The following is an 18,354-nucleotide window of genomic DNA, read 5'->3' on the forward strand; positions in this document are numbered from 1 at the left end:
CGAGAAGCAGGTGCAGCTGCTCCGGGGCGTGCGAACCGTCGGCGTCCATCTCGCACAGCACCTTGTAGTCGCGCTCCAGGCCCCACGCGAAACCGGCGCGGTAGGCGCCCCACAGGCCGCCCTTGCCCTCGCGGTGCAGGACATGGATCTGCTCGGGGGCCTCGGCGGCGAGCTCGTCGGCGACGTCGCCCGTGCCGTCCGGCGAAGAATCGTCGACGACGAGGATGTGCACGTCCGGCTGCGCCGCGCGCAGGCGACCGACGACGAGCGGCAGGTTCTCGCGCTCGTTGAACGTCGGGATGATGACGAGGGTGCTGTCACTCGGCTTGGACACTATCGCTCCTTATGGGAATCCTGCTGGTGCTCGGCCTCGCGTGCCGCGGCGGCCGCGCCCATGGCACGACGCACGGCTGCGATCAGCGCGAACGCGGCGAGGGCGACGATGGCCCACTCCACCGTTCCACCATACCGGGCGGCCGGGGTCAGATGATCGCGCAGCGGCAGGTCGGCGGTGAGCACGCGCTGCTCGAAGATGTCCGTCTCCTGGTGCACGTCCCCGTCCGGGCCGACGATGGCGCTGACGCCGCTGGTCGCGGCGACGACGACGGCGCGGTCGAACTCGATGGCGCGCATCCGGCTCATCGCCAACTGCTGGTAGGTCATGTCGGTGTAGCCGAAGGTGGCGTTGTTCGTGGGCGTGGCCAGGATCGTCGCACCGTTGTTCACCGCGTCGCGGAACGCCGGGTCGAAGACCACCTCGTAGCAGGTGGCGATGCCCATCGCGATCGCGTCGACCACGGTCGCGTCGGATCGCTCGACCTCGATGACGCCGTCGCCGGTGCCGGCGGTCATGTCGCCGGCGCGGTCGACCAGCGGCGTGATGTGCCGCAGCAGATCGCGGAACGGCATGGTCTCGCCGAAGGGCTGGAGGTAGATCTTCTCGTGGCGCTGGCCGTCGACGGGCCCGGTCTCCGGGTCCCACAGGACCATGGTGTTCTGCACGCCGTCGTCGTAGGTGAAGGTGCCCACGATGATCGGCGCCTTGATGTCGCGCGCCGCCGCGTCGATGATCCGGGCGGCCTCGGCATCGGTGAACGGGCTGACGTCCGACGAGTTCTCCGGCCACACCACCAGATCCGGCCTCGGCTCGTCGCCGTCGCGCACCCGCGCCGCCAGTTCGCGCGTGGCGTCGGCGTGGTTCTGCAGCACCGCGCGGCGCTCCGCGTTGAACTCCATGCCCATCTGCGGCACGTTGCCCTGCACCGCCGCGATGCGAACGGTGCCCACGTCCTCCCCCGTTCCCGGCTGCGTCACGATGCCGATGACGATGGGCACGAGGATCAGCGCCACGCCGGTCGCCCATTGCTTGACGACGACCGACGCGATTCCGGCAGCGACCAACACAGCGAAGAATCCGACGAGGGCCACTCCGCCGAGGACGGCGGCGTCGTCGAGCGGGCCGTCCAGCTGGCCCCAACCGATCCGCAACCACGGGAACCCGCCGAAGGGCCAGCGAGCCAGGAGCGCCTCGCCGGCCAGGATCGACGCAGCCGCACCGACTGCGCGCACCGGCCACGGAAGCGAGGCTCCGAGGATGAAACGGGCCAGCAAAATGCCCGGGATTTGCATGAGGCCCAGCGTCACGGACAGTGCCACATACGGCATGGCGCCGACGAACTCGGAGATCCACGGCAACGCGATCATCGCCGTGGTGAACCCCCAGATCACCGCCATTGCGATGGTGACTCGCCACGATGGGCGGCCGAGGAGGGCGATGAGCAGCATCGCCACGCCCAGCCAACTCAGCCACCACAGGCCCACCGGCTGGAACGACCACGCCACGAACGCGGCGCCGAGCGCGGACAGCGCCAGGCGTGCGAGGACCAGCCCCCGCCCCGAAGGAAGCGTCATGCCCGCGGCTCCGGGCCGTCGCCGTCGTTGCCGTTACGGCCGCTGGATCCGTCATCGGGCTCTTCGTCGATGATCATGTCGTCGGCGGCACTCCGGCCCCTGCGCTTCTCGTCATCGCGGGCCCAGTCGTCGAGCGAGGATGCGTCGTCGGGGACGTCGAACGTGATGCGCTCCCCGGTTCCCCGATCGAGGCGGCGGGGCAGGTGGGCGTCGTCCGTCGTAAAGCGGGAATCGAACGGGCCCCGAGGCGACGTCGGATCATCGTGGTCGATGACCTCGGAGCCGTCGTCGTACTTCACGCCGTACCGCTGGACCACGAACATGCTCTTCGAGCCCGTGCGCTGGAACCACGACTGCAGCGAGGCGCCGCCCACAGTGCGGATCAGCCACTTCGTCGGAGGCAGGATCAGCAGGAGGCCGATGATGGTGGTGACGAAACCGGGCACCGCCAGCAGCAGGCAGCCGACCATGAGCATCGCCGAATCGACGACCAGCGTGCCGGCCGAGGCGAGGGCCTTGCGGGCCTCCTTTTCGCGCGCGGCGGGATCGATGATCTCGTCGCCGTCGTCGCCGTCCTCGCGATCACCGGAAAACGCGCCCATGCCCGGGGCGGCGCCGCCCATCGCCTCCTGCGCGGCGATCGCGTCGTCCATCGCGCGCACCGTGAGTCGGCGCATCTCCCACGCCGCCGCGACCACTCCGAAGACGAACAGGCCACCGAGGGCGAGGAACGCCCAGCCGACCCCGATCCAGTTGGCCACCGCGACGAACGCGGCGATTTCGATGATCAGATACAGCAGGAAGAGGGCCCGTGACATGCGGCCCAGCCTACCGGCGGACGACGGCGGCCGACGCATCGTTCACGGGGTGTTCGCGTTCGGCGTAAACTCGGCGCGACCAGGACGGATGTGTCCTGCATCACTTCGCGGAGGCCCGGCCATGTCCCGGGTCGACGCCGTTCGAAAGGAACCGACATGGCCGCAGCGTTCACCCCGTACATCCATTTCGACGGCAACGCCGCCGAAGCCATGGCCGCCTACGGCGAGATCTTCGGGACCACCCCCGACATCATGACATTCGGCCAGTCCGGGCACCCCGACGAGGCCATCGCCGATCAGGTCATGCACTCGTCGTTGTACGTCGGCCCGGGCCTGCACCTCATGGCCTCGGACACCCCGGACGAGATGGGCGAAGGATTCCGCGGCACCGGCAACATCGACATCGCGGTGTCCTCCGACGGCGGCGACTCCGCCGATGACCCGAAGCTCACCGGCTGGTGGGAGGGGCTCGCCGAAGGGGCGACCATTCTCCAGCCGCTCGCCGATGCCCCGTGGGGCGGAAAATTCGGGATGCTCGTGGACCGCTTCGGCGTGCGCTGGATGTTCAACATCACCGCACTGCGCGGCTGAGCGGATCGCGGGCCGACCACCGTCCGTACGGTGGCGGCCCGAGTCGTCGGCGTCGGCGGCGCTCGGCCCCCTTCAACCGTGCCCCAATTTGCCGGGCGAACCCGGAAAACCCTGACCGAGGGGAGACACGATTGAAGGAGACGGAGCACCGCCGACGCCGTCGGGCGCCGAGCGGATCGAGGCGGTGGGCCGGGCGAACCCGCGCACCGACCTGTCCGACCTGCCCGACGGTCCCGGCGGCTACCGGTCCTCGAGCTCGCCTTCGGTCTCGAGGAACGTCCGGCGCAGCAGCTCGAGCCGCTCGTCGTCGGGGTTCTCCCACATCTCGCGGTCTGCGGCCTCGAGCAGCCGCTCCGAAATGTCGTGCAGCGCCCACGGGTTGGACTTGTCGAAGAACTCGCGATTCTCCGGGTCGGCCACGTACTCGTCGGTGAGCGTCTCGTACATCCAGTCGTCCATGACGCCGGTGGTGGCGTCGTAGCCGAACAGGTAATCCACCGTCGCTGCCATCTCGAACGCGCCCTTGTAGCCGTGGGCGCGCATCGCCGACATCCACCGCGGGTTGACCACGCGGGCGCGGAACACGCGGCGGGTCTCCTCGTGGAGGGTGCGGGTGCGCACGGCGTCGGGTCGGGTGGAGTCGCCGATGTACGCCTCCGGATCCTTGCCGGTCAGCGCGCGAACCGTGGCGACCATCCCGCCGTGGAACTGGAAGTAGTCGTCGGAATCGGCGATGTCGTGCTCTCGGGTGTCGGCGTTCTTCGCGGCGACCTGGATGCGGCGGTACGCCGTGCGCATCTCGTCGGCCGCCGGCGCCCCGTCGACTCCGCGCCCGTAGGCGTAACCGCCCCACGTGGTGTACACGGCGGCGAGGTCCTCGTCGTCGCGCCACGACCCGGAGTCGATCAACTGCAGCAGACCCGCACCGTACGTCCCCGGCTTCGAACCGAAGATGCGGCGCGGCCGCAGCGGATCCGCGGCCGGCGCCCCGGTCTCCCCCGGCTCCCCGCCGGCAGCGGCGTCGGCCTGCGCGTGCGCGCGGACGTAGTTCACGTCCTCCGGCTCGTCGAGGCCGGCGACGAGCGCGATGGCGTCGTCAAGCAAATCGATGACGTGCGGGAACGCATCGCGGAAGAAGCCGGAGATGCGCACGGTGACGTCGATGCGCGGGCGACCCAGCTCCTCGGCCGGGATGACCTCCAGACCGGTGATGCGGCGCGACGCCTCGTCCCACACGGGGCGCACGCCCAGCAGCGCGAGGACCTCGGCGATGTCGTCGCCCGACGTGCGCATCGCCGACGTGCCCCACACCGACAGGCCGACGGACTTGGGGTACTCGCCGTCGTGGTCGGCGCGGAACCGTTCGATGACGCCGTCCGCCAGCCGCTCGCCGGTCTCCCACGCCAGCCGCGACGGGATGGCCTTCGGGTCGACCGAGTAGAAGTTGCGGCCGGTCGGCAGCACGTTGACCAGGCCGCGCAGCGGCGAACCGGACGGGCCGGCGGGGATGAAGCCGCCGTTCAGCGCATGCAGGATCCGCGGGATCTCGCCCGCGGTCTCCGCCAGGCGCGGCAGGATCTCGTCGCGGGTGAACTCCAGCAGCTTGACGACGGTGCCCGCCGCCGAAGCATCCAGCCCATTCGCGCCGATGACGTCGTCGGCCAAGGAGCCGAGGTCGACCGCCGGGTCGTCGATCAGCGCGGTGACCAGGGCCGTGGCGATGCCGTCGATGCGGTCGACGTCGGCGCGGTCATCGGAGCCGTCCTCGGCCAGGCCCAGCGACTCGCGCAGGCCGGGCAGCGTGAACTCGCCGCCCCACAATTGGCGGGCGCGCAGCATCGTGGCCACCGTGCCGGAGAGGTCGTCCCCGGACGGCGCGCGGCCGAGGATGTGCAGGCCACCGCGGATGGCGGCGTCCTTGATCTCGCACAACCAGCCGTCGACGTGCATGAGCATGTCGTCGAAGACGTCTTCGTCGGGGCGCTGCTCCCACCCGAGGTCGCGGTCCATCTGGGCGGCGGAGATCAGCGTCCAGATCTCCTGGCGGATGGCCGGCAGCTTCGCCGGATCCATCGCGGAGATGTTCTGGTGCTCGTCGAGCAGCTGCTCCAGGCGGGTGATGTCGCCGTAGGACTCGGCGCGGGCCATCGGCGGGATCATGTGGTCGACCAGGGTGGCGTGCGCCCGGCGCTTGGCCTGGGTGCCCTCGCCGGGGTCGTTGACCAGGAAGGGGTAGATCAGCGGCAGCTCGCCGATGGCCTGGTCCGGGCCGCACTCGGCGGACAGCCCGACGGTCTTGCCCGGCAGCCATTCCATGTTGCCGTGCTTGCCCATGTGGACCACGGCGTCGGCGCCGAAGCCGCCGGCCTCCGCGGCGCGGGACAGCCAGTGGTAGCAGGCCAGGTAGTGGTGGGTCGGCGGCAGATCGGGGTCGTGGTAGATGCCCACGGGATTGTCGCCGAAGCCGCGGGGCGGCTGCACCATGACCACGACCTTGCCGAAGCGAAGGCCCGCGATGTAGATCTCCCGCGTCTTCGGGTGCACGTAAAGCGAGCCGGGGGCCTCGCCCCAGTGGTCGACCATGGTCTCGCGCAGCTCGAACGGCAGCGACTCGAAGTGCTCGAGGTACGTGTCGGCCGGCAGGCGCAGCTCGTTGGCGGCCATGACCTCCTCGGTCAGCCAGTCCGGGTCCTGTCCGCCGGCGTCGATGATGGCGTGCATGAACTCGTCGGCCGCGGCGGTGCGGTCCTCCGCGTTCTGCTCGGCATCCGCCCTGCCGTAGGCCTCGAAACCGGGGATTGCGGCGACGTCGCCGAGGTCGTAACCGGCCTCGTGCAGCGCGTGGAGCACCTTCAGCGTCGACGCCGGGGTGTCCAGGCCGACGGCATTGCCGATGCGCGCGTGCTTGGTGGGGTACGCCGACAGCATGACGGCGATCTTCTTGTCGCCGTTGTCCAGGTGGCGCAGGCGCGCGTGGCGCACGGCGATGCCGGCCAGCCGGGCGCAGCGCTCGTAATCCGGCACGTAGGCGATCAGGTCGTCGGCGTCGATTTCCTTGAACGAGAACGGCACCGAGATCAGCCGGCCGTCGAACTCGGGCACCGCGACCTGGGTGGCCACGTCCAGCGGGGTCAGTCCCTCGTCGTTGTCTTCCCACGCCTCGCGCGCCGACGTCAGCGCCAGACCCTGGATGATCGGCACGTCCAGCTTCGCGAGGGCGGCGACGTCCCACGTGCCGTCGTCGCCGCCGGCCTGCGCCAGCGCCGGACGATTGCCGCCTGCGGCCAGGACGGTGGTGATCAGCGCGTCGCAGGTGCCCAGTTCCGCGAGCAGGTCATCGCCGGCGGTGCGCAGCGACGCCGCGTAAATCGGCTTGGCGACGGCCCCCCGCTCCTCGATGGCGCCGCACAGCGCCGAGACGTAGGCGGTGTTGCCGGCCAAATGCTGGGCGCGGTAGTAGATCACGCCGATGACGGGGGCGTCGGGTGCGGTGGGAGCATCGGCGTCGGGTGCATCGGCGACCCAGTCCCGCTCCAGGTGGCCCCACGCGGGCAGGCGCTCCGGTTCGGCGAAGCCGAGGCCGGTGAACAGCAGGGTGTCCGACAGGAAGTTGTGCAGCTGCACCAGGTTTCCGGCGCCGCCCTCGGCGAGGTACGCGTGCGCGGTGGTGGCCACGTTGGCCGGCACCGTCGAGTGCTCCGTCAGCTCCGCATCCGGGGCCTGCTCGCCGGAGACCAGGACCGTCGGGATGCCCGAGGCGATGACGCGGTCGATGCCCTCTTCCCACGCCCTGCGGCCGCCCAGCAACCGGACGATCGCGATGTCGGCGCCGTCGAGGAGCTTCGGCAAGTCGTCGTCGAGCAAACGGGCCGGATTGGCCCAGCGGTACTCGACCCCCTCCCCCTTCGCCGCGGCGGCCCGAGCGGACAGCAAGTCGGTATCGGACGTGGAGAGCAGCAGAATCATCGCGGCTGCGCCTTTCCCGGGGATCTTCGCGCCCCGTGGCCAAGCTTCCCGAGACGTGGGGGTCTGACTTTCACAGTGGCGCGACCGCCCGGAATTTCACCGGCTTCCCCACACCCGGGTCGGGTGGTTGAACGTTTCGCCGGTAGCCTACCCCGGCCGCCGGGGCGGGGTCGCCGCGGCACCCGTGGGCGATCCATCGTCGCACCGGTCCGGACGTATGATCGGGGGCATGAACGCCCCCGCCAACCAGCCCGAATCTCCCAGCACCGAACGCGACCGACCGGACGGGTGCCCCGGCGCCCGGCGCGTGCACGTCGCAGCGGACGGCGCCATCGGCCGCCTGCGCTTCCCCGGCGGATCCCTGCCCGCGCCGGGCTTCGCCGTGCTGGCGGACCTCGCCGACAACTTCGGTGACGGCGACATCCACTTCACCTCTCGCGGCAACCTGCAGATCCGCGGCATCCGCGACGTCGCCGCGTTCGCCGACGCCGTGGAGGAGGCGGGCATGCTCCCCCACCCGGAGCACGATCGCGTGCGCAACATCCTCCAGTCGCCGATGACGGGCCGCGTCGGCGGGCTCGACGACGTCTCCGAGCTGGTCCACGCCTTCGACGACGCGCTGTGCGCCGACGAGTCGCTGGCCGCGCTGCCCGGTCGCACCCTTTTCGCGATCGACGACGGCCGCGGCGACGTGCTCGGCGAGGCCCCCGACCTCGGCTTGGTCGCGCTGGGCGGAGGTGAGTTCGAGCTCGTCGTTGCCGGTGTCCCCGCGGGAGTATCCGTGCCCCGCGAGCGCGCGGTGCCGCTGCTGCTGTCCGCCACCCGGGCGTGGGCGGAGGTCCGCGGCGACGCCTGGCGGATCGCCGAATCCGGGTGTGGCGAGCAGGTGATCGCCATGACCTCCGAGGCCATGGGAGTGGCGGTCGGCGAGGCGTCCGATGCGGAGTCTTTCGCCTTCGCCCACCCCGGCACCGAACAGATCGGCTGGATCGACCAGCCCGACGGCCTGGTCAGCCTGTCCGCCGGCCTGCGCTTCGGCGTGTTGCCCGCGCGCCTGGCCCGCGGCATCGCCCAGACCCGCGTGCCCGTCCACGTCACGCCCTGGTACTCGCTGGTGATGCACGACCTCGAGGAGGCCGACGCCGAGCAGGTCGTCCGCGTCATGGCGCCCAACGGGCTGGTGTTCGACCGCAAGTCGACGTGGCTCAACGTCTCCGCCTGCACCGGCCGCCCCGGCTGCCCGAAGTCGTTGGCCGACACCCGCGGCGACGCCGCCCATGCCATCGCCCAGGCCCGCCTGCCCGAGGGGCGCGTGCACTTCTCCGGCTGCGAGCGCCGCTGCGGCCGGCCCAAGGGCGGGTACGTCGACTACCTGGCCACCGGCGACGGCGAGTACGAGGTCACCTCCGTCGACTGACACCCGGCCCTCCCGGCCCGGGTTCGCTCATCGGGCCACGGCGCCTCTCCCGGCCTCTCTTCCGGCCCCTCTCGGTCCCGCTTCGTCCGCCTGATCGGTGTTCGAACGGGGTCGTGGCTTAACCTGAAGCCATGACAGGCTTCGACTACGTTACGGACGGCTCGGCGATCTACCGCGAGTCGTTTACCATCATCCGCGCCGAGTCCGACCTGGGGCGTTTTTCTCCCGAGGAGGAGACCGTCGCCGTGCGGATGATCCACGCCGCCGGCCAGACGGATCTGGCCGAGGACATCGTCTTCTCCCCCGGCGCCGTCTCCGCCGCGCGCGCCGCGCTGGAGGCGGGCAAGCCGATCTTCACCGACGTCACCATGATCGCCTCGGGCATCACGCGCCGCCGGCTGCCGGCGGACAACGAGGTCATCTGCACCCTCAACGACGAGCGCACGCCGGGCCTGGCCGCGGAGCTGGGCACCACCCGCACCGCAGCCGCAGTCGACCTGTGGGGCGATCGCCTCGAAGGCGCCGTCGTCGCCATCGGCAATGCCCCGACCGCGCTGTATCACCTGCTCGATCGCCTGCGCGCCGGTGAGCTGCCCATGCCCGCCGCCATCCTGGCCATCCCCGTCGGCTTCGTGGGCGCCGTCGAGTCGAAGCAGGCGACCATCGACGTCGCCCCGGAGATTCCCGGGCTGGAGTACATCACCGTCACCGGCCGTCGCGGCGGTTCCGCCATCACGTGCGCGGCCCTGAACGCGCTGGCCACGAAGCAGGAGATCCTCCCGTGAGCGATGCCGCCACCGCCGTCGAACCCGGCCACCTCTATGGCGTGGGCCTGGGCCCCGGCGATCCGGGCCTGATCACCCGCCGCGGCGCGGACATCATCGCGGCCGCCGACGTCGTCGCCTTCCATGCGGGCCCGCACGGGCGCTCGACCGCGCGGCGCATCGCCTCGGAGCTTCTCGACGCCCGCCCGCACCCCGCCACCGAAGAACTCCTCGTCTACCCGGTGACGAAGGGCGGCGGGAACGACGGCGATTACGCCGAAGCCATGGGCGCCTTCTACTCGGAGGCCACCAGTCGCCTCGCCGGGCACCTCGCCGCGGGCCGTTCCGTGGCCGTGCTGTCTCTCGGCGATCCGATGCTCTACAGCTCCTACCAGCACCTTCACCGTGCGCTGGAGATTGATTTCCCGGCGCACGTCATCCCCGGCGTCCCCAGCGTCACCGCCGCGGCGTGCTCGTTGGCGCATCCGCTGGCCGAGGGCACGGACATCCTGTCGATCCTGCCCGCCACCGCCGGCCGCGACCGGCTGGAGGCCGCCGCGAAGGCGGCCGACTGCCTGGTGATCATGAAGCTCGGCGGCCACGTCGACGAAGTCCGCGACGTCCTGCGCGAGACAGGGATGCTCGACCGCGCCCGGGTGGTCGTCCGCGCAACGATGGGCGACGGCTGGACGGCGCCGCTTGCCGACGTCGACGCCGCCGACGTCCCGTACTTCTCCGTCGTGGTCGTGGGTGCTGTGCTTGACGACGGCCCCGACACCGGCGTCCGCGTCGCCTCCCGCATCGGTGCGACCGCCGACACCTCCTCGTATGCCGGAGCAGTTGCCGCCCGGGGTGTCGCCACCGCCGACTCGGATGCGGCTGGTGCGGCCCGCGCCGTCGGCATGGGCGAGGTCGTCGTCATCGGCCTGGGCCCCGGCCCCGACCGGTGGCTCACGCCGGAGGCCGCCGCCGAATTGGAGCGGGCCACCGACGTCGTCGGCTACTCCACCTACGTCGCCAGGGTTCCCGAGCGCCCCGGCCAGACCAAGCACATGTCGGACAACCGCGTCGAGGGCGAGCGTGCCGCGATGGCGCTTGACCTGGCCAAATCCGGCGCCCGCGTGGCCGTCGTCAGCTCCGGCGACGCCGGCGTCTTCGCCATGGCCGCCGCCGTGCTGGAGACCGCCGACGACGAACCCTGGCGGGAGGTGCCGGTGCGCATCGTGCCGGGCATGACCGCCGCCCAGGCCGTCGCGAGCCGCGCCGGCGCCCCGCTGGGGCACGACTTCGCAATGCTCTCGCTGTCCGACCGCTTGAAGCCGTGGGCGACCGTCGAAAAGCGATTGCGTGCCGTGCTCGGCGCGGATATGGCGTTTGCCGTGTACAACCCGGCGTCGAAGACGCGGCGCGCCCAGGTCGTGGCGCTGCGCGACCTCGTCGCCGAATACCGCGACCCGGAAACGCCCGTCATCGTGGCCCGCGCGGTCGGCGCGCCCGAGGAGAACGTCACCGTCACCACCGTCGCGGACCTCGACCCGGAGGTCGTGGACATGCGGACCATGCTCATCGTCGGCGCGTCGTCGACCAGGGCATATGACGGCGTCGACGGGGTGCGCGTGTTCACCGCGCGGCACTACGGCGGCGGCGGATTCGCCGGCACCGGGGCACTCGGCGGGGATCACTGACGAAAGAAGCGCGGGCGATGTCCGAATGGGCTCGGCGATGACTGACGCCGTTCGGGCCGCGCTCGGGCCGAAGCTGGGTGGTGCCGTCGCGCGTAGCCTCGGGCCCATGAAGTACTGGCTCTTCGACATCGACGGCACCCTCGTGGATTCGACCCCCGCAGTCGAGCGCGCCTGGCGGACGTGGGCGGCGGAAAACGGCTTCGACGGCGACGAGATTCTCGCGGTCAGCCACGGGCGGCGCTCCGAGGACACCCTCGCCGATCTGCTCGCTCCGGAACTCGTCGCGCCCGCGTACCGGCGGGTGTTCGAGCTCGAGATGGGCGACCTCGAGTCGGTCGTCGCGTTGCCGGGCGCCGCCGGGGTGCTGGCGTCGCTCCCCCGCGATCGCTGGGCGGCGGTGACGTCGGGGTCGCGCGAGCTGATGAGCGCCCGCCTCGCCGCCGCCGGACTGCCCGTGCCCGAGGTGATGATCACCGCCGAAGACGTCGAGGCCGGCAAACCCGATCCGTCGGGGTACTTGCTCGCCGCCGAGCGCCTCGGCGCGGATCCGGTGGACTGCCTCGTCATCGAGGACGCGCCCGCCGGGTTGGAGGCGGGCACCCGCGCCGGTTGCCGCGTCATCGCCGTGGCCACGTCCCACTCGCCGGAGCAGCTCGCCGGCTACGAAATCATCCCCGACCTCACGCACCTGGGCGAGGTCACGGCGTAGGTTTCGTGCGGTCGGCGCGTTACGGAGCGGCGGAGGCGGCGTAGGTCTTGTGCGGTCGTGCTCGGTCGGCGCGGCCGCGTGGCGCTTCGTGTCATATGGTCAACGCTCCCGAGTAGCAAGTTTGACCACCTGGGCTTTTGAAGCCATAGAATTGGGAGCGTTGACCATATGACACTAAGCATGGCGGAACACCCGAACCGGACCACCGGCGACGAAGGCCGACGGCCGCAGCGACGGTCGTGAGAGACGGACGCGGCGCTACACCCGGCCGCGGGTGACGGCGTCGAAGGCGCGGTCGACGGTGTCGGCGACGTAGGCGATGCCCTTGCCGGGCAGCTCCGGGCGCTGGACCATGATCACCGGCTTGCGCAGGTCGCGGGCAGCCTCGATCTTGGCGTAGGTCTGGGCGCCGCCGGAGTTTTTGGTCACCAGGCAGTCCACGGCGTAGTCGCGCATGAGCTTGCGCTCGCCGGCGACGTCGAAGGGCCCGCGGGTGAGCAGCACCTTGCGGTGGCGCGGCAGCGGCCCCGTCGGCTGCTCGACGCAACGGATCAGGTATCGGCCCTGGTCATCGGCGGCGAAGTGCGACAGTTGCTGGCGGCCGATGGTGAGGAACGGCGCCGCGAATCGCGTCCGCGCAAGCTCTGCGGCCGCCTCCATGTCGAGCACCTCGAGCCACTCGTCGCCGCGCTCCTTTTCCCACGCCGGCCGGTGCAGCGCGACCAGCGGCAGGCCGGTCGCTCGGGCCGCCTCCGCGGCGGACGCGCTGATGCGTTCGGCGAAGGGGTGGGTGGCGTCGATGATGACTTCGGTGGCGTCGGAAAGCAGCCACTTGGTCAGCCCCGCGGGCCCGCCGAAACCTCCGATGCGCACGTGCCCGACCGGCAGTTTCGGTTCCGCGACGCGACCGGCCAGCGAGGACGTGACGTGCCAACCGGCGTCGACCAGGCGCTTGGCCAGGGCCCGGGCCTCGCCGGTGCCGCCGAGGATCAGTGCCCGCACGTCAGGGTCCTCCCCTCGGCGTCGCGGGGGCGGCCGTCGGAGTAGAGGTAGCTGTCCGGGAAGCCCTCGGCGCCGAGCACGCGGCCGACGACGATGACGGCGGTGCGGGTCACGCCCGCGTCCTTGACCTGCGCCGCGATGTCGCCGAGCGTGCCGCGCAGGATCGTCTCCTCCGGGCGCGACGCGAAGGCGACGACGGCGACCGGGCAGTCGGCGCCGTAATTCGGCTCGAGCTCGGCGACGACGCGGTCGATGTCGTGGGCGGCCAGGTGGATGCACAGGGTCGCGCCGGTGCGGCCGAAGTTCTCCAGCGTCTCGCCCTCGGGCATCGCCGACGCTCGGCCGGAAACGCGGGTGAGGATCACCGACTGCCCCACCGTCGGCACCGTCAGCTCATGGCCGAGCGCCGCGGCCACCGCCGAGAACGACGCGACCCCGGGCACGATCTCGTAGTCGATGCCCGCCGCGGTCAGCCGCCGCGCCTGCTCGGCCAGCGCCGACCACACGGACGGATCGCCGGACTGCAGGCGGGCGACGTCCTTGCCCTCGGCGTGGGCCTTCGCGATGACGTCGACGATGTCCTCCAGCGGCATCCGCGCGGTATTGATCACCTCGGCGTCGTCGGGGCAGTTGGCCAGCACCTCGGGCGGCACGATCGACCCGGCGTAGAGGCACACCGGGCAGGACCTGATCAGGCGGTCGGCGCGCAGCGTCAGCAGATCGGCCGCGCCCGGCCCCGCCCCGATGAAGTACACGGTCACTGGTGCTGCTCCCCTTCCGCGCCCGTTCGGGCGGTTCTTGCTTCGTTGGCGTTTGCGGGGCCTTCGGCCTTGCTTTGCGACGGCCCGTCGACGACCCATTGGACCACCGGCAGCGCCGGCCGCCACGCCGTGAACGACCCCACCTTACCGGCGCGTTCGACGCCGATCCGCTGCACCTCGCCGCCGAAGCGCGAGCGGGCGTCCCACAGCACGGCTTCCGACTCGAGGGTCACCGTATTGGCCACCAGCCGCCCGCCCGGCGCGAGTGCCGCGACGCAGGCGTCGATCATGCCCTCGGCGGTGAGGCCGCCGCCGATGAAGATGGCGTCGGGGGCGTGCCGGTGGGCGTCGTCAAGCGAGGTCAGGGCCTCGGGTGCGGAGCCCTCGACGACCTCGACGCCGCCGGACAGGCCGGCGACGTTGGCGCGAATCCGCCGCACGCGTTCGGGGTCGCGTTCGAAGCACAGGGCGCGGCCGCCGTGGCGGGCCCATTCGATGGCGATGGAGCCGGTCCCGCCGCCGACGTCCCACAGCAGTGCGCCGGGGCGCGGGCCGAGTGCGGCGACGGTGAGTTCGCGGATCGGGCTCTTGGTCAGCTGGCCGTCGGTGTCGAAGGCCGTGTCGGGCAGCCAACCGCGGGCGGGGCCGGACGGTTCGACGGCGAGGATGGTCAGGTTGCCGGCGGGCGTCGGGGGCTTTGCGACGGTCCCCCGTGCGACGCTTTCCGGGCAGGGGCCGGTCTCGCCGCCGCCGACGTTGGTCAGCGCGGTGAGGACGGTGCCCGGGCGGTCGGCGAGTGCGTCGGCGACGTGGGTGACGGAATCCGCGTCGCGGCACAGCACGAGGAAGGGGCGGCCGGCGTCGGCGGCGGGCACGACGGCTCCGGCGCCCTCGCGGCCGGCGGGGCCGGTGACCAGGGAGACGACCGGCGTGCGGTCGAGCGCCCAGCCGAGGCGGGCACAGGCCAGCGATGCCGATGACGGTGCCGGGAAGACCTCGATGGCCTCGGCGCCGAGTTCGCGCACCAGCGTCGTGCCGATGCCATGGAACATTGGGTCGCCGCTGGCCAGGATCACGTCGGTGGCGGGATCGAGATCGGCGAGGACTTCTCCCCACCGCCGCCAGTAGCCCTCGGGCCATGTGACGCGCTCGGCGGTGATGGCGGGTGCTGCCGAGGCGGTGACGGAACCGGCGGCGGGCACGTCGGGTGCGGTGGGTGCTGCGCCGAAGTCCGCGGACGGGGCGTCGGCCGGGACGTCGAGAAGCTCCAACTGCCGGGGTGCGCCGATGATGCGGCGGGCACCGGCGAGCACGGCATGGGCCCGCATGGTCAGCCCGTCGAGGCCATCGCAGCCGATGCCCACGACGCGGAGGCGACCGGTCATCGCGGCATCTTCCTCCAGATCGACCGCGGCGTGAACCGGGTGGCCCGCGCCAGGAAACCCAGACGCGCGGGGATCCACGCGTCGAGCTTGCGGCCGTCGAGGGCGGTGACGGCGGCTTCGGCGACCTGCGCCGGCGTCGACGACATCGGGGCGGGCTTCATGCCCTCGGTCATGCGGCCGATGACGAAACCCGGGCGCGCGATGGTCAGCTGCACCGGGCCCCCGTGGAGGCGATCCTGCATGCCCTGCAGGAACCCGTCGAGGCCGGCTTTGGCGGAGCCGTAGACGTAGTTGGCGCGGCGCACCCGGGCGCCGGCGATCGAGGAGAACGCGAGGATGCGCCCGGCGACCCCGTCGCGAACGGGCAGTTCGCCGGACTCGGCGGCTGCCTCCATGCGGGCGACGAGCTCCGTGGCGATGGCGGCATGCGCCGTGAAGTCGGTGTGGATGATGCGGGCGGCCTCGGCGCCGGAGGCCTCGCACGCGGCCTGGTCGCCGAGGATGCCGAAGGCGATGACGGCGGTGTCCACGGGCGCGTGCGCCCATGCTTCGTCGAGAACCCGCTGATGCGAGGCCAGGTCGTCGGCGTCGAAGAACACGCGGTGGACGGCGACCGCCCCGGAGTCGGTGAGGCGCTTGGCGATGTCGTCGAGCGCGTCGATCCGGCGCGCCGCCAGAGTCACGGTGTTGTGGTTGGCCAGGCGCGCGGCGACCTCGCCGCCGATCTCGCTGGTGCCGCCCAGGATGAGCACGTGCCCCATTGCTACTTCTCCCCCGCTTCCGGATTGGCGGATGCGGTGCCATCGACGACGGCAGCATCGCCGGTCGCTGCGCCACCGGCGACGACCAGCTCGTGTGGCCCGCGGTTCAGCGGCTCGCAGCCGTCCTCGGTGACCACGACGATGTCCTCCAGGCGCATGCCGAAGTCGCCCTCGAAGTAGATGCCCGGTTCGACGGAAAACGCCATGCCCGGCTCCAGCACGAGGTCGTTGCCCTCCATGATGAACGGCTCCTCGTGCAGGCTCAGGCCGATTCCGTGGCCGGTGCGGTGGATGAACTCCTCGCCGTGGCCGCCGGCCGTGATCGCGTCGCGGGCGGCGGCGTCGATGGATGCGGCGGTCACGCCCGGGCGCACCGCGGCGACCGCGGCTTCCTGCGCGGCGCACAGCACGTCCCACGCCGCCGTGGCACGCTCCGGCGCCTGCCCGATGACGTAGGTGCGGGTGCAGTCCGAGTGGTAGCCGACTCCCCAGGTGCCGCCGATGTCGACGACCACGACGTCACCGTCGTCAAGCGTCCTGTCCGAGAAATCGTGGTGCGGATTCGCGCCGTTGGGCCCGGACCCGACGATGATGAAATCGACGGCCGTGTGGCCCTCCTCGAGGATCGCGTCATGGAGCTCCGCGGCGACGTCGGCCTCGGTGCGCCCTGCGCGGAGCATCCCCGGCACTCGGGCGTGGACGCGGTCGATGGCGGCGCCGGCGTCGCGAAGCTGGTCGATCTCGGCGGCGTCCTTGCGCATGAACAGCTCGCGCAGCGTCTCCCCTGCCAGCACCGCGCGGGCGCCGGTGAACTCGAGGATCGGCAAGAGATGATCGGCGGTCAGCGACGCGCCGACGCCGAGGACCGGCTCCCCATTGCCCGCGGACATGCCCAGCGCGTCGGAGACCAGCCGGTGCGGGTTCTCGCCGTCGGCCCACAGGACGACGTCGACGTCGAGGTCCGGCACCGCCGAGGCGGGCAGATCGCCGCGCTCGACGGCGGGCAGGACGAGCACGGGCCGGGCCGCGGCGCCGCCGTTCGCCTCCTCGCCGGCGGCCTCGACTGCACCCCCGGCGGCGGGCACGACCAGCGCGGTCAGCCGCTCGTGGGAGCTCACCTTCGACCCGATGAGGTACTCCAAGTCGGGGCCGGTGCCGAAGACGAGGCCGCCGATGCCGCGGTCGGCGGCCAAACCGGCGGCGCGGGTCAGCCGCGCCGAGTACACCTGGGAAGGGAAGAGTGATTCCGTCATATCGACCACGATAACCCTCGACCAAGGTATTTTGACCTCATGAACTACCGCCCCGAACCGTTGACCAGGATCATCGCCCGAGCCGGCCGCGCCATCATGTCGCTGCCGGCTCCTTTGTTGCGTCTGGCGGCACGTCCGCCGCGCAATGGGAGGGGGTATCTGCTGGACCCCGACGTCGCCATGTCCCTGGCGCTGCTGAAGGTCATCGGCTCCGGCAAGGGCATCGGCACGCTGTCGGCCGCGAAGGCGCGCGAGGAGATCGACCGCGAGGCGTACCTCGCCGCGGGGCCGCGGCCGAAGGTCCGCACGCGCGACGAGGAGATCGCCGGGGTCCCGGTGCGCAGGTACTTCGGTTTCCCGCTTGCCGACGCTTCCGCCCCCGCCGTCATGTATCTCCATGGCGGTGGCTGGGCGCTCGGTTCGCTGGATTCCCACGACGCCCCGTGCCTGCGCCTGGCGGAGGCCGCCGGCGTCGACGTCATCTCCGTCGACTACCGGCTGGCCCCCGAGCACCCCTTCCCCGCCGGGCTCGACGACGCGATGGCGGTGTACGAAACGCTGATCGGGCAGGGCCGCCGGGTGGCGGTGATGGGCGACTCCGCCGGCGCCAACTTCGCCGCCGTGATTTGCCTGGAGGCCAAGCGCCGCGGCCTGCCGCAACCGGCGCTGCAGGCGCTGCTGGCCCCGGTGACCGACCTGACTGCGTGGATCGGGCCGCGCGACGGCTGGACCGGCAGCGGCCGCGAATTCGAGGAGGGGTACTTCCTGACCTCCGTCAACATGGTCGCCTATGCCGAGCTCTACGTCGGCGACGGGACGCCGGGGTCGGCCGATCGCGAGCTGGCCGCCGACCCGCGGGTCTCTCCCCTGTTCGCCGAGGACCTGTCCGGGCTGGCGCCCGCTTACATTGCTCTGGCGGGTTTCGACCCGCTGCGCGACGAGGGCGAGGCCTACGCCGCGCGCCTGGCGGAAGCCGAGGTGCCGGTCAGCGTGAAGATGCACCGCGGCATGGTCCACCCATTCATCAATTCCCCCGGCCTGTGGCGCACCTCGCGCCGGGCCATCGACGAACTCGCCGGCGCCGTGCGTCTGGCTCTGGAGGTCAGGCAATGACGGACACGACGAACGGTTCCCCGAACGACTCCACCGACGCCACCAACGACCGCCCGACCCTCGGCGACCCCCGCCCGCTGGCCGTGGTCACCGGCGCGGCCTCCGGCATCGGCCGCGGCCTGGCCATCTCTCTGGCCGCCGACGGTTTCCGCGTGGCCATGGCCGACCGCAATGCCGCGGGTCTGGAGGAGGCGAAGCGGGCGGCGCGCCGGGCGGCG

At 71.7% G+C, this 18,354-nt stretch carries 16 protein-coding genes; 7 read left to right on the plus strand and 9 right to left on the minus strand.

Going from position 1 to position 18,354, the window contains the following annotated elements; all coding sequences use genetic code 11:
- From GX015_RS00360 to GX015_RS00370, 3 genes are all read right to left on the minus strand, one after another.
- Window positions 1-334: glycosyltransferase (locus GX015_RS00360; RefSeq protein WP_291341927.1), on the minus strand; the 334-nt coding region annotated here is incomplete at its 3' end.
- Window positions 334-1,911, minus strand: a complete 1,578-nt coding sequence (gene lnt / locus GX015_RS00365; protein WP_291341929.1) for an apolipoprotein N-acyltransferase — start codon at window positions 1,909-1,911, stop codon at window positions 334-336. The genes GX015_RS00360 and lnt, both read right to left, overlap by 1 nt.
- On the minus strand, window positions 1,908-2,729 hold the full coding sequence (locus GX015_RS00370; protein ID WP_291341931.1) for an FxsA family protein: 822 nt from the start codon (window positions 2,727-2,729) through the stop codon (window positions 1,908-1,910). The genes lnt and GX015_RS00370 overlap by 4 nt, the downstream gene beginning before the upstream one ends.
- A gap of 156 nt (window positions 2,730-2,885) precedes the next feature.
- Between GX015_RS00370 and GX015_RS00375 the strand changes: the two genes are divergently transcribed.
- Window positions 2,886-3,320, plus strand: a complete 435-nt coding sequence (locus GX015_RS00375; protein WP_291341932.1) for a VOC family protein — start codon at window positions 2,886-2,888, stop codon at window positions 3,318-3,320.
- Window positions 3,321-3,560: 240 nt separating this feature from the next.
- Here the strand turns inward: GX015_RS00375 and cobN are convergent, their stop codons facing one another.
- Window positions 3,561-7,286, minus strand: a complete 3,726-nt coding sequence (cobN, locus tag GX015_RS00380; RefSeq protein WP_291341933.1) for a cobaltochelatase subunit CobN — start codon at window positions 7,284-7,286, stop codon at window positions 3,561-3,563.
- Window positions 7,287-7,515: 229 nt separating this feature from the next.
- Between cobN and cobG the strand changes: the two genes are divergently transcribed.
- The 4 genes from cobG to GX015_RS00400 all read left to right on the plus strand — a co-directional run bounded on the left by cobG (window position 7,516) and on the right by GX015_RS00400 (window position 11,861).
- On the plus strand, window positions 7,516-8,703 hold the full coding sequence (gene cobG, locus GX015_RS00385; RefSeq protein WP_291341935.1) for a precorrin-3B synthase: 1,188 nt from the start codon (window positions 7,516-7,518) through the stop codon (window positions 8,701-8,703).
- A gap of 131 nt (window positions 8,704-8,834) precedes the next feature.
- Window positions 8,835-9,488, plus strand: a complete 654-nt coding sequence (locus GX015_RS00390) for a precorrin-8X methylmutase (RefSeq protein ID WP_291341937.1) — start codon at window positions 8,835-8,837, stop codon at window positions 9,486-9,488.
- The gene (gene cobJ, locus GX015_RS00395) at window positions 9,485-11,152 is read left to right on the plus strand and encodes a precorrin-3B C(17)-methyltransferase (protein WP_291341939.1); all 1,668 of its coding nucleotides are present in this window, start codon (window positions 9,485-9,487) and stop codon (window positions 11,150-11,152) included. Before GX015_RS00390 ends, cobJ begins: the two co-directional genes overlap by 4 nt.
- A 106-nt stretch (window positions 11,153-11,258) precedes the next feature.
- On the plus strand, window positions 11,259-11,861 hold the full coding sequence (locus GX015_RS00400; RefSeq protein ID WP_291341941.1) for an HAD family hydrolase: 603 nt from the start codon (window positions 11,259-11,261) through the stop codon (window positions 11,859-11,861).
- A gap of 258 nt (window positions 11,862-12,119) precedes the next feature.
- Here the strand turns inward: GX015_RS00400 and GX015_RS00405 are convergent, their stop codons facing one another.
- From GX015_RS00405 to GX015_RS00425, 5 genes are read right to left on the minus strand one after another with little or no spacing between them, the layout of a single operon-like run.
- Complete coding sequence (locus GX015_RS00405; RefSeq protein WP_291341943.1) at window positions 12,120-12,863, minus strand: cobalt-precorrin-6A reductase; 744 nt, start codon at window positions 12,861-12,863, stop codon at window positions 12,120-12,122.
- A complete protein-coding gene (gene cobM, locus GX015_RS00410) occupies window positions 12,851-13,624 on the minus strand; it encodes a precorrin-4 C(11)-methyltransferase (protein WP_291341945.1) in 774 nt (257 codons plus the stop codon). Before cobM ends, GX015_RS00405 begins: the two co-directional genes overlap by 13 nt.
- Entirely contained in the window at window positions 13,621-15,009 is a 1,389-nt protein-coding gene (cbiT, locus tag GX015_RS00415; protein WP_291341947.1) for a precorrin-6Y C5,15-methyltransferase (decarboxylating) subunit CbiT, read from the minus strand. Before cbiT ends, cobM begins: the two co-directional genes overlap by 4 nt.
- The gene (locus GX015_RS00420; RefSeq protein WP_291341949.1) at window positions 15,006-15,770 is read right to left on the minus strand and encodes an SDR family NAD(P)-dependent oxidoreductase; all 765 of its coding nucleotides are present in this window, start codon (window positions 15,768-15,770) and stop codon (window positions 15,006-15,008) included. Before GX015_RS00420 ends, cbiT begins: the two co-directional genes overlap by 4 nt.
- Window positions 15,771-15,772: 2 nt before the next feature.
- Window positions 15,773-17,032 (minus strand): Xaa-Pro peptidase family protein, encoded by a 1,260-nt coding sequence (locus GX015_RS00425; protein ID WP_291341951.1) that lies wholly within the window; start codon window positions 17,030-17,032, stop codon window positions 15,773-15,775.
- Between the two features lie 30 nt (window positions 17,033-17,062).
- Between GX015_RS00425 and GX015_RS00430 the strand changes: the two genes are divergently transcribed.
- A complete protein-coding gene (locus tag GX015_RS00430; RefSeq protein ID WP_291341953.1) occupies window positions 17,063-18,136 on the plus strand; it encodes an alpha/beta hydrolase in 1,074 nt (357 codons plus the stop codon).
- The coding region (locus GX015_RS00435) for an SDR family NAD(P)-dependent oxidoreductase (RefSeq protein WP_291341955.1) at window positions 18,133-18,354 on the plus strand (222 nt) is incomplete at its 3' end. The genes GX015_RS00430 and GX015_RS00435, both read left to right, overlap by 4 nt.

This window comes from Corynebacterium sp. (assembly GCF_012837295.1).
Lineage (GTDB): Bacteria > Actinomycetota > Actinomycetes > Mycobacteriales > Mycobacteriaceae > Corynebacterium.

What these genes read in the sequence shown, in the direction of transcription:
- lnt (WP_291341929.1), bottom strand. Translation starts at nt 1,911, where the DNA reads ATGACGCTTCCTTCGGGGCGGGGGCTGGTCCTCGCACGCCTGGCGCTG.
- GX015_RS00370 (WP_291341931.1), bottom strand. Translation starts at nt 2,729, where the DNA reads ATGTCACGGGCCCTCTTCCTGCTGTATCTGATCATCGAAATCGCCGCG.
- GX015_RS00375 (WP_291341932.1), top strand. Translation starts at nt 2,886, where the DNA reads ATGGCCGCAGCGTTCACCCCGTACATCCATTTCGACGGCAACGCCGCC.
- cobN (WP_291341933.1), bottom strand. Translation starts at nt 7,286, where the DNA reads ATGATTCTGCTGCTCTCCACGTCCGATACCGACTTGCTGTCCGCTCGG.
- cobG (WP_291341935.1), top strand. Translation starts at nt 7,516, where the DNA reads ATGAACGCCCCCGCCAACCAGCCCGAATCTCCCAGCACCGAACGCGAC.
- GX015_RS00390 (WP_291341937.1), top strand. Translation starts at nt 8,835, where the DNA reads ATGACAGGCTTCGACTACGTTACGGACGGCTCGGCGATCTACCGCGAG.
- GX015_RS00400 (WP_291341941.1), top strand. Translation starts at nt 11,259, where the DNA reads ATGAAGTACTGGCTCTTCGACATCGACGGCACCCTCGTGGATTCGACC.
- cbiT (WP_291341947.1), bottom strand. Translation starts at nt 15,009, where the DNA reads ATGACCGGTCGCCTCCGCGTCGTGGGCATCGGCTGCGATGGCCTCGAC.
- GX015_RS00420 (WP_291341949.1), bottom strand. Translation starts at nt 15,770, where the DNA reads ATGGGGCACGTGCTCATCCTGGGCGGCACCAGCGAGATCGGCGGCGAG.
- GX015_RS00430 (WP_291341953.1), top strand. Translation starts at nt 17,063, where the DNA reads ATGAACTACCGCCCCGAACCGTTGACCAGGATCATCGCCCGAGCCGGC.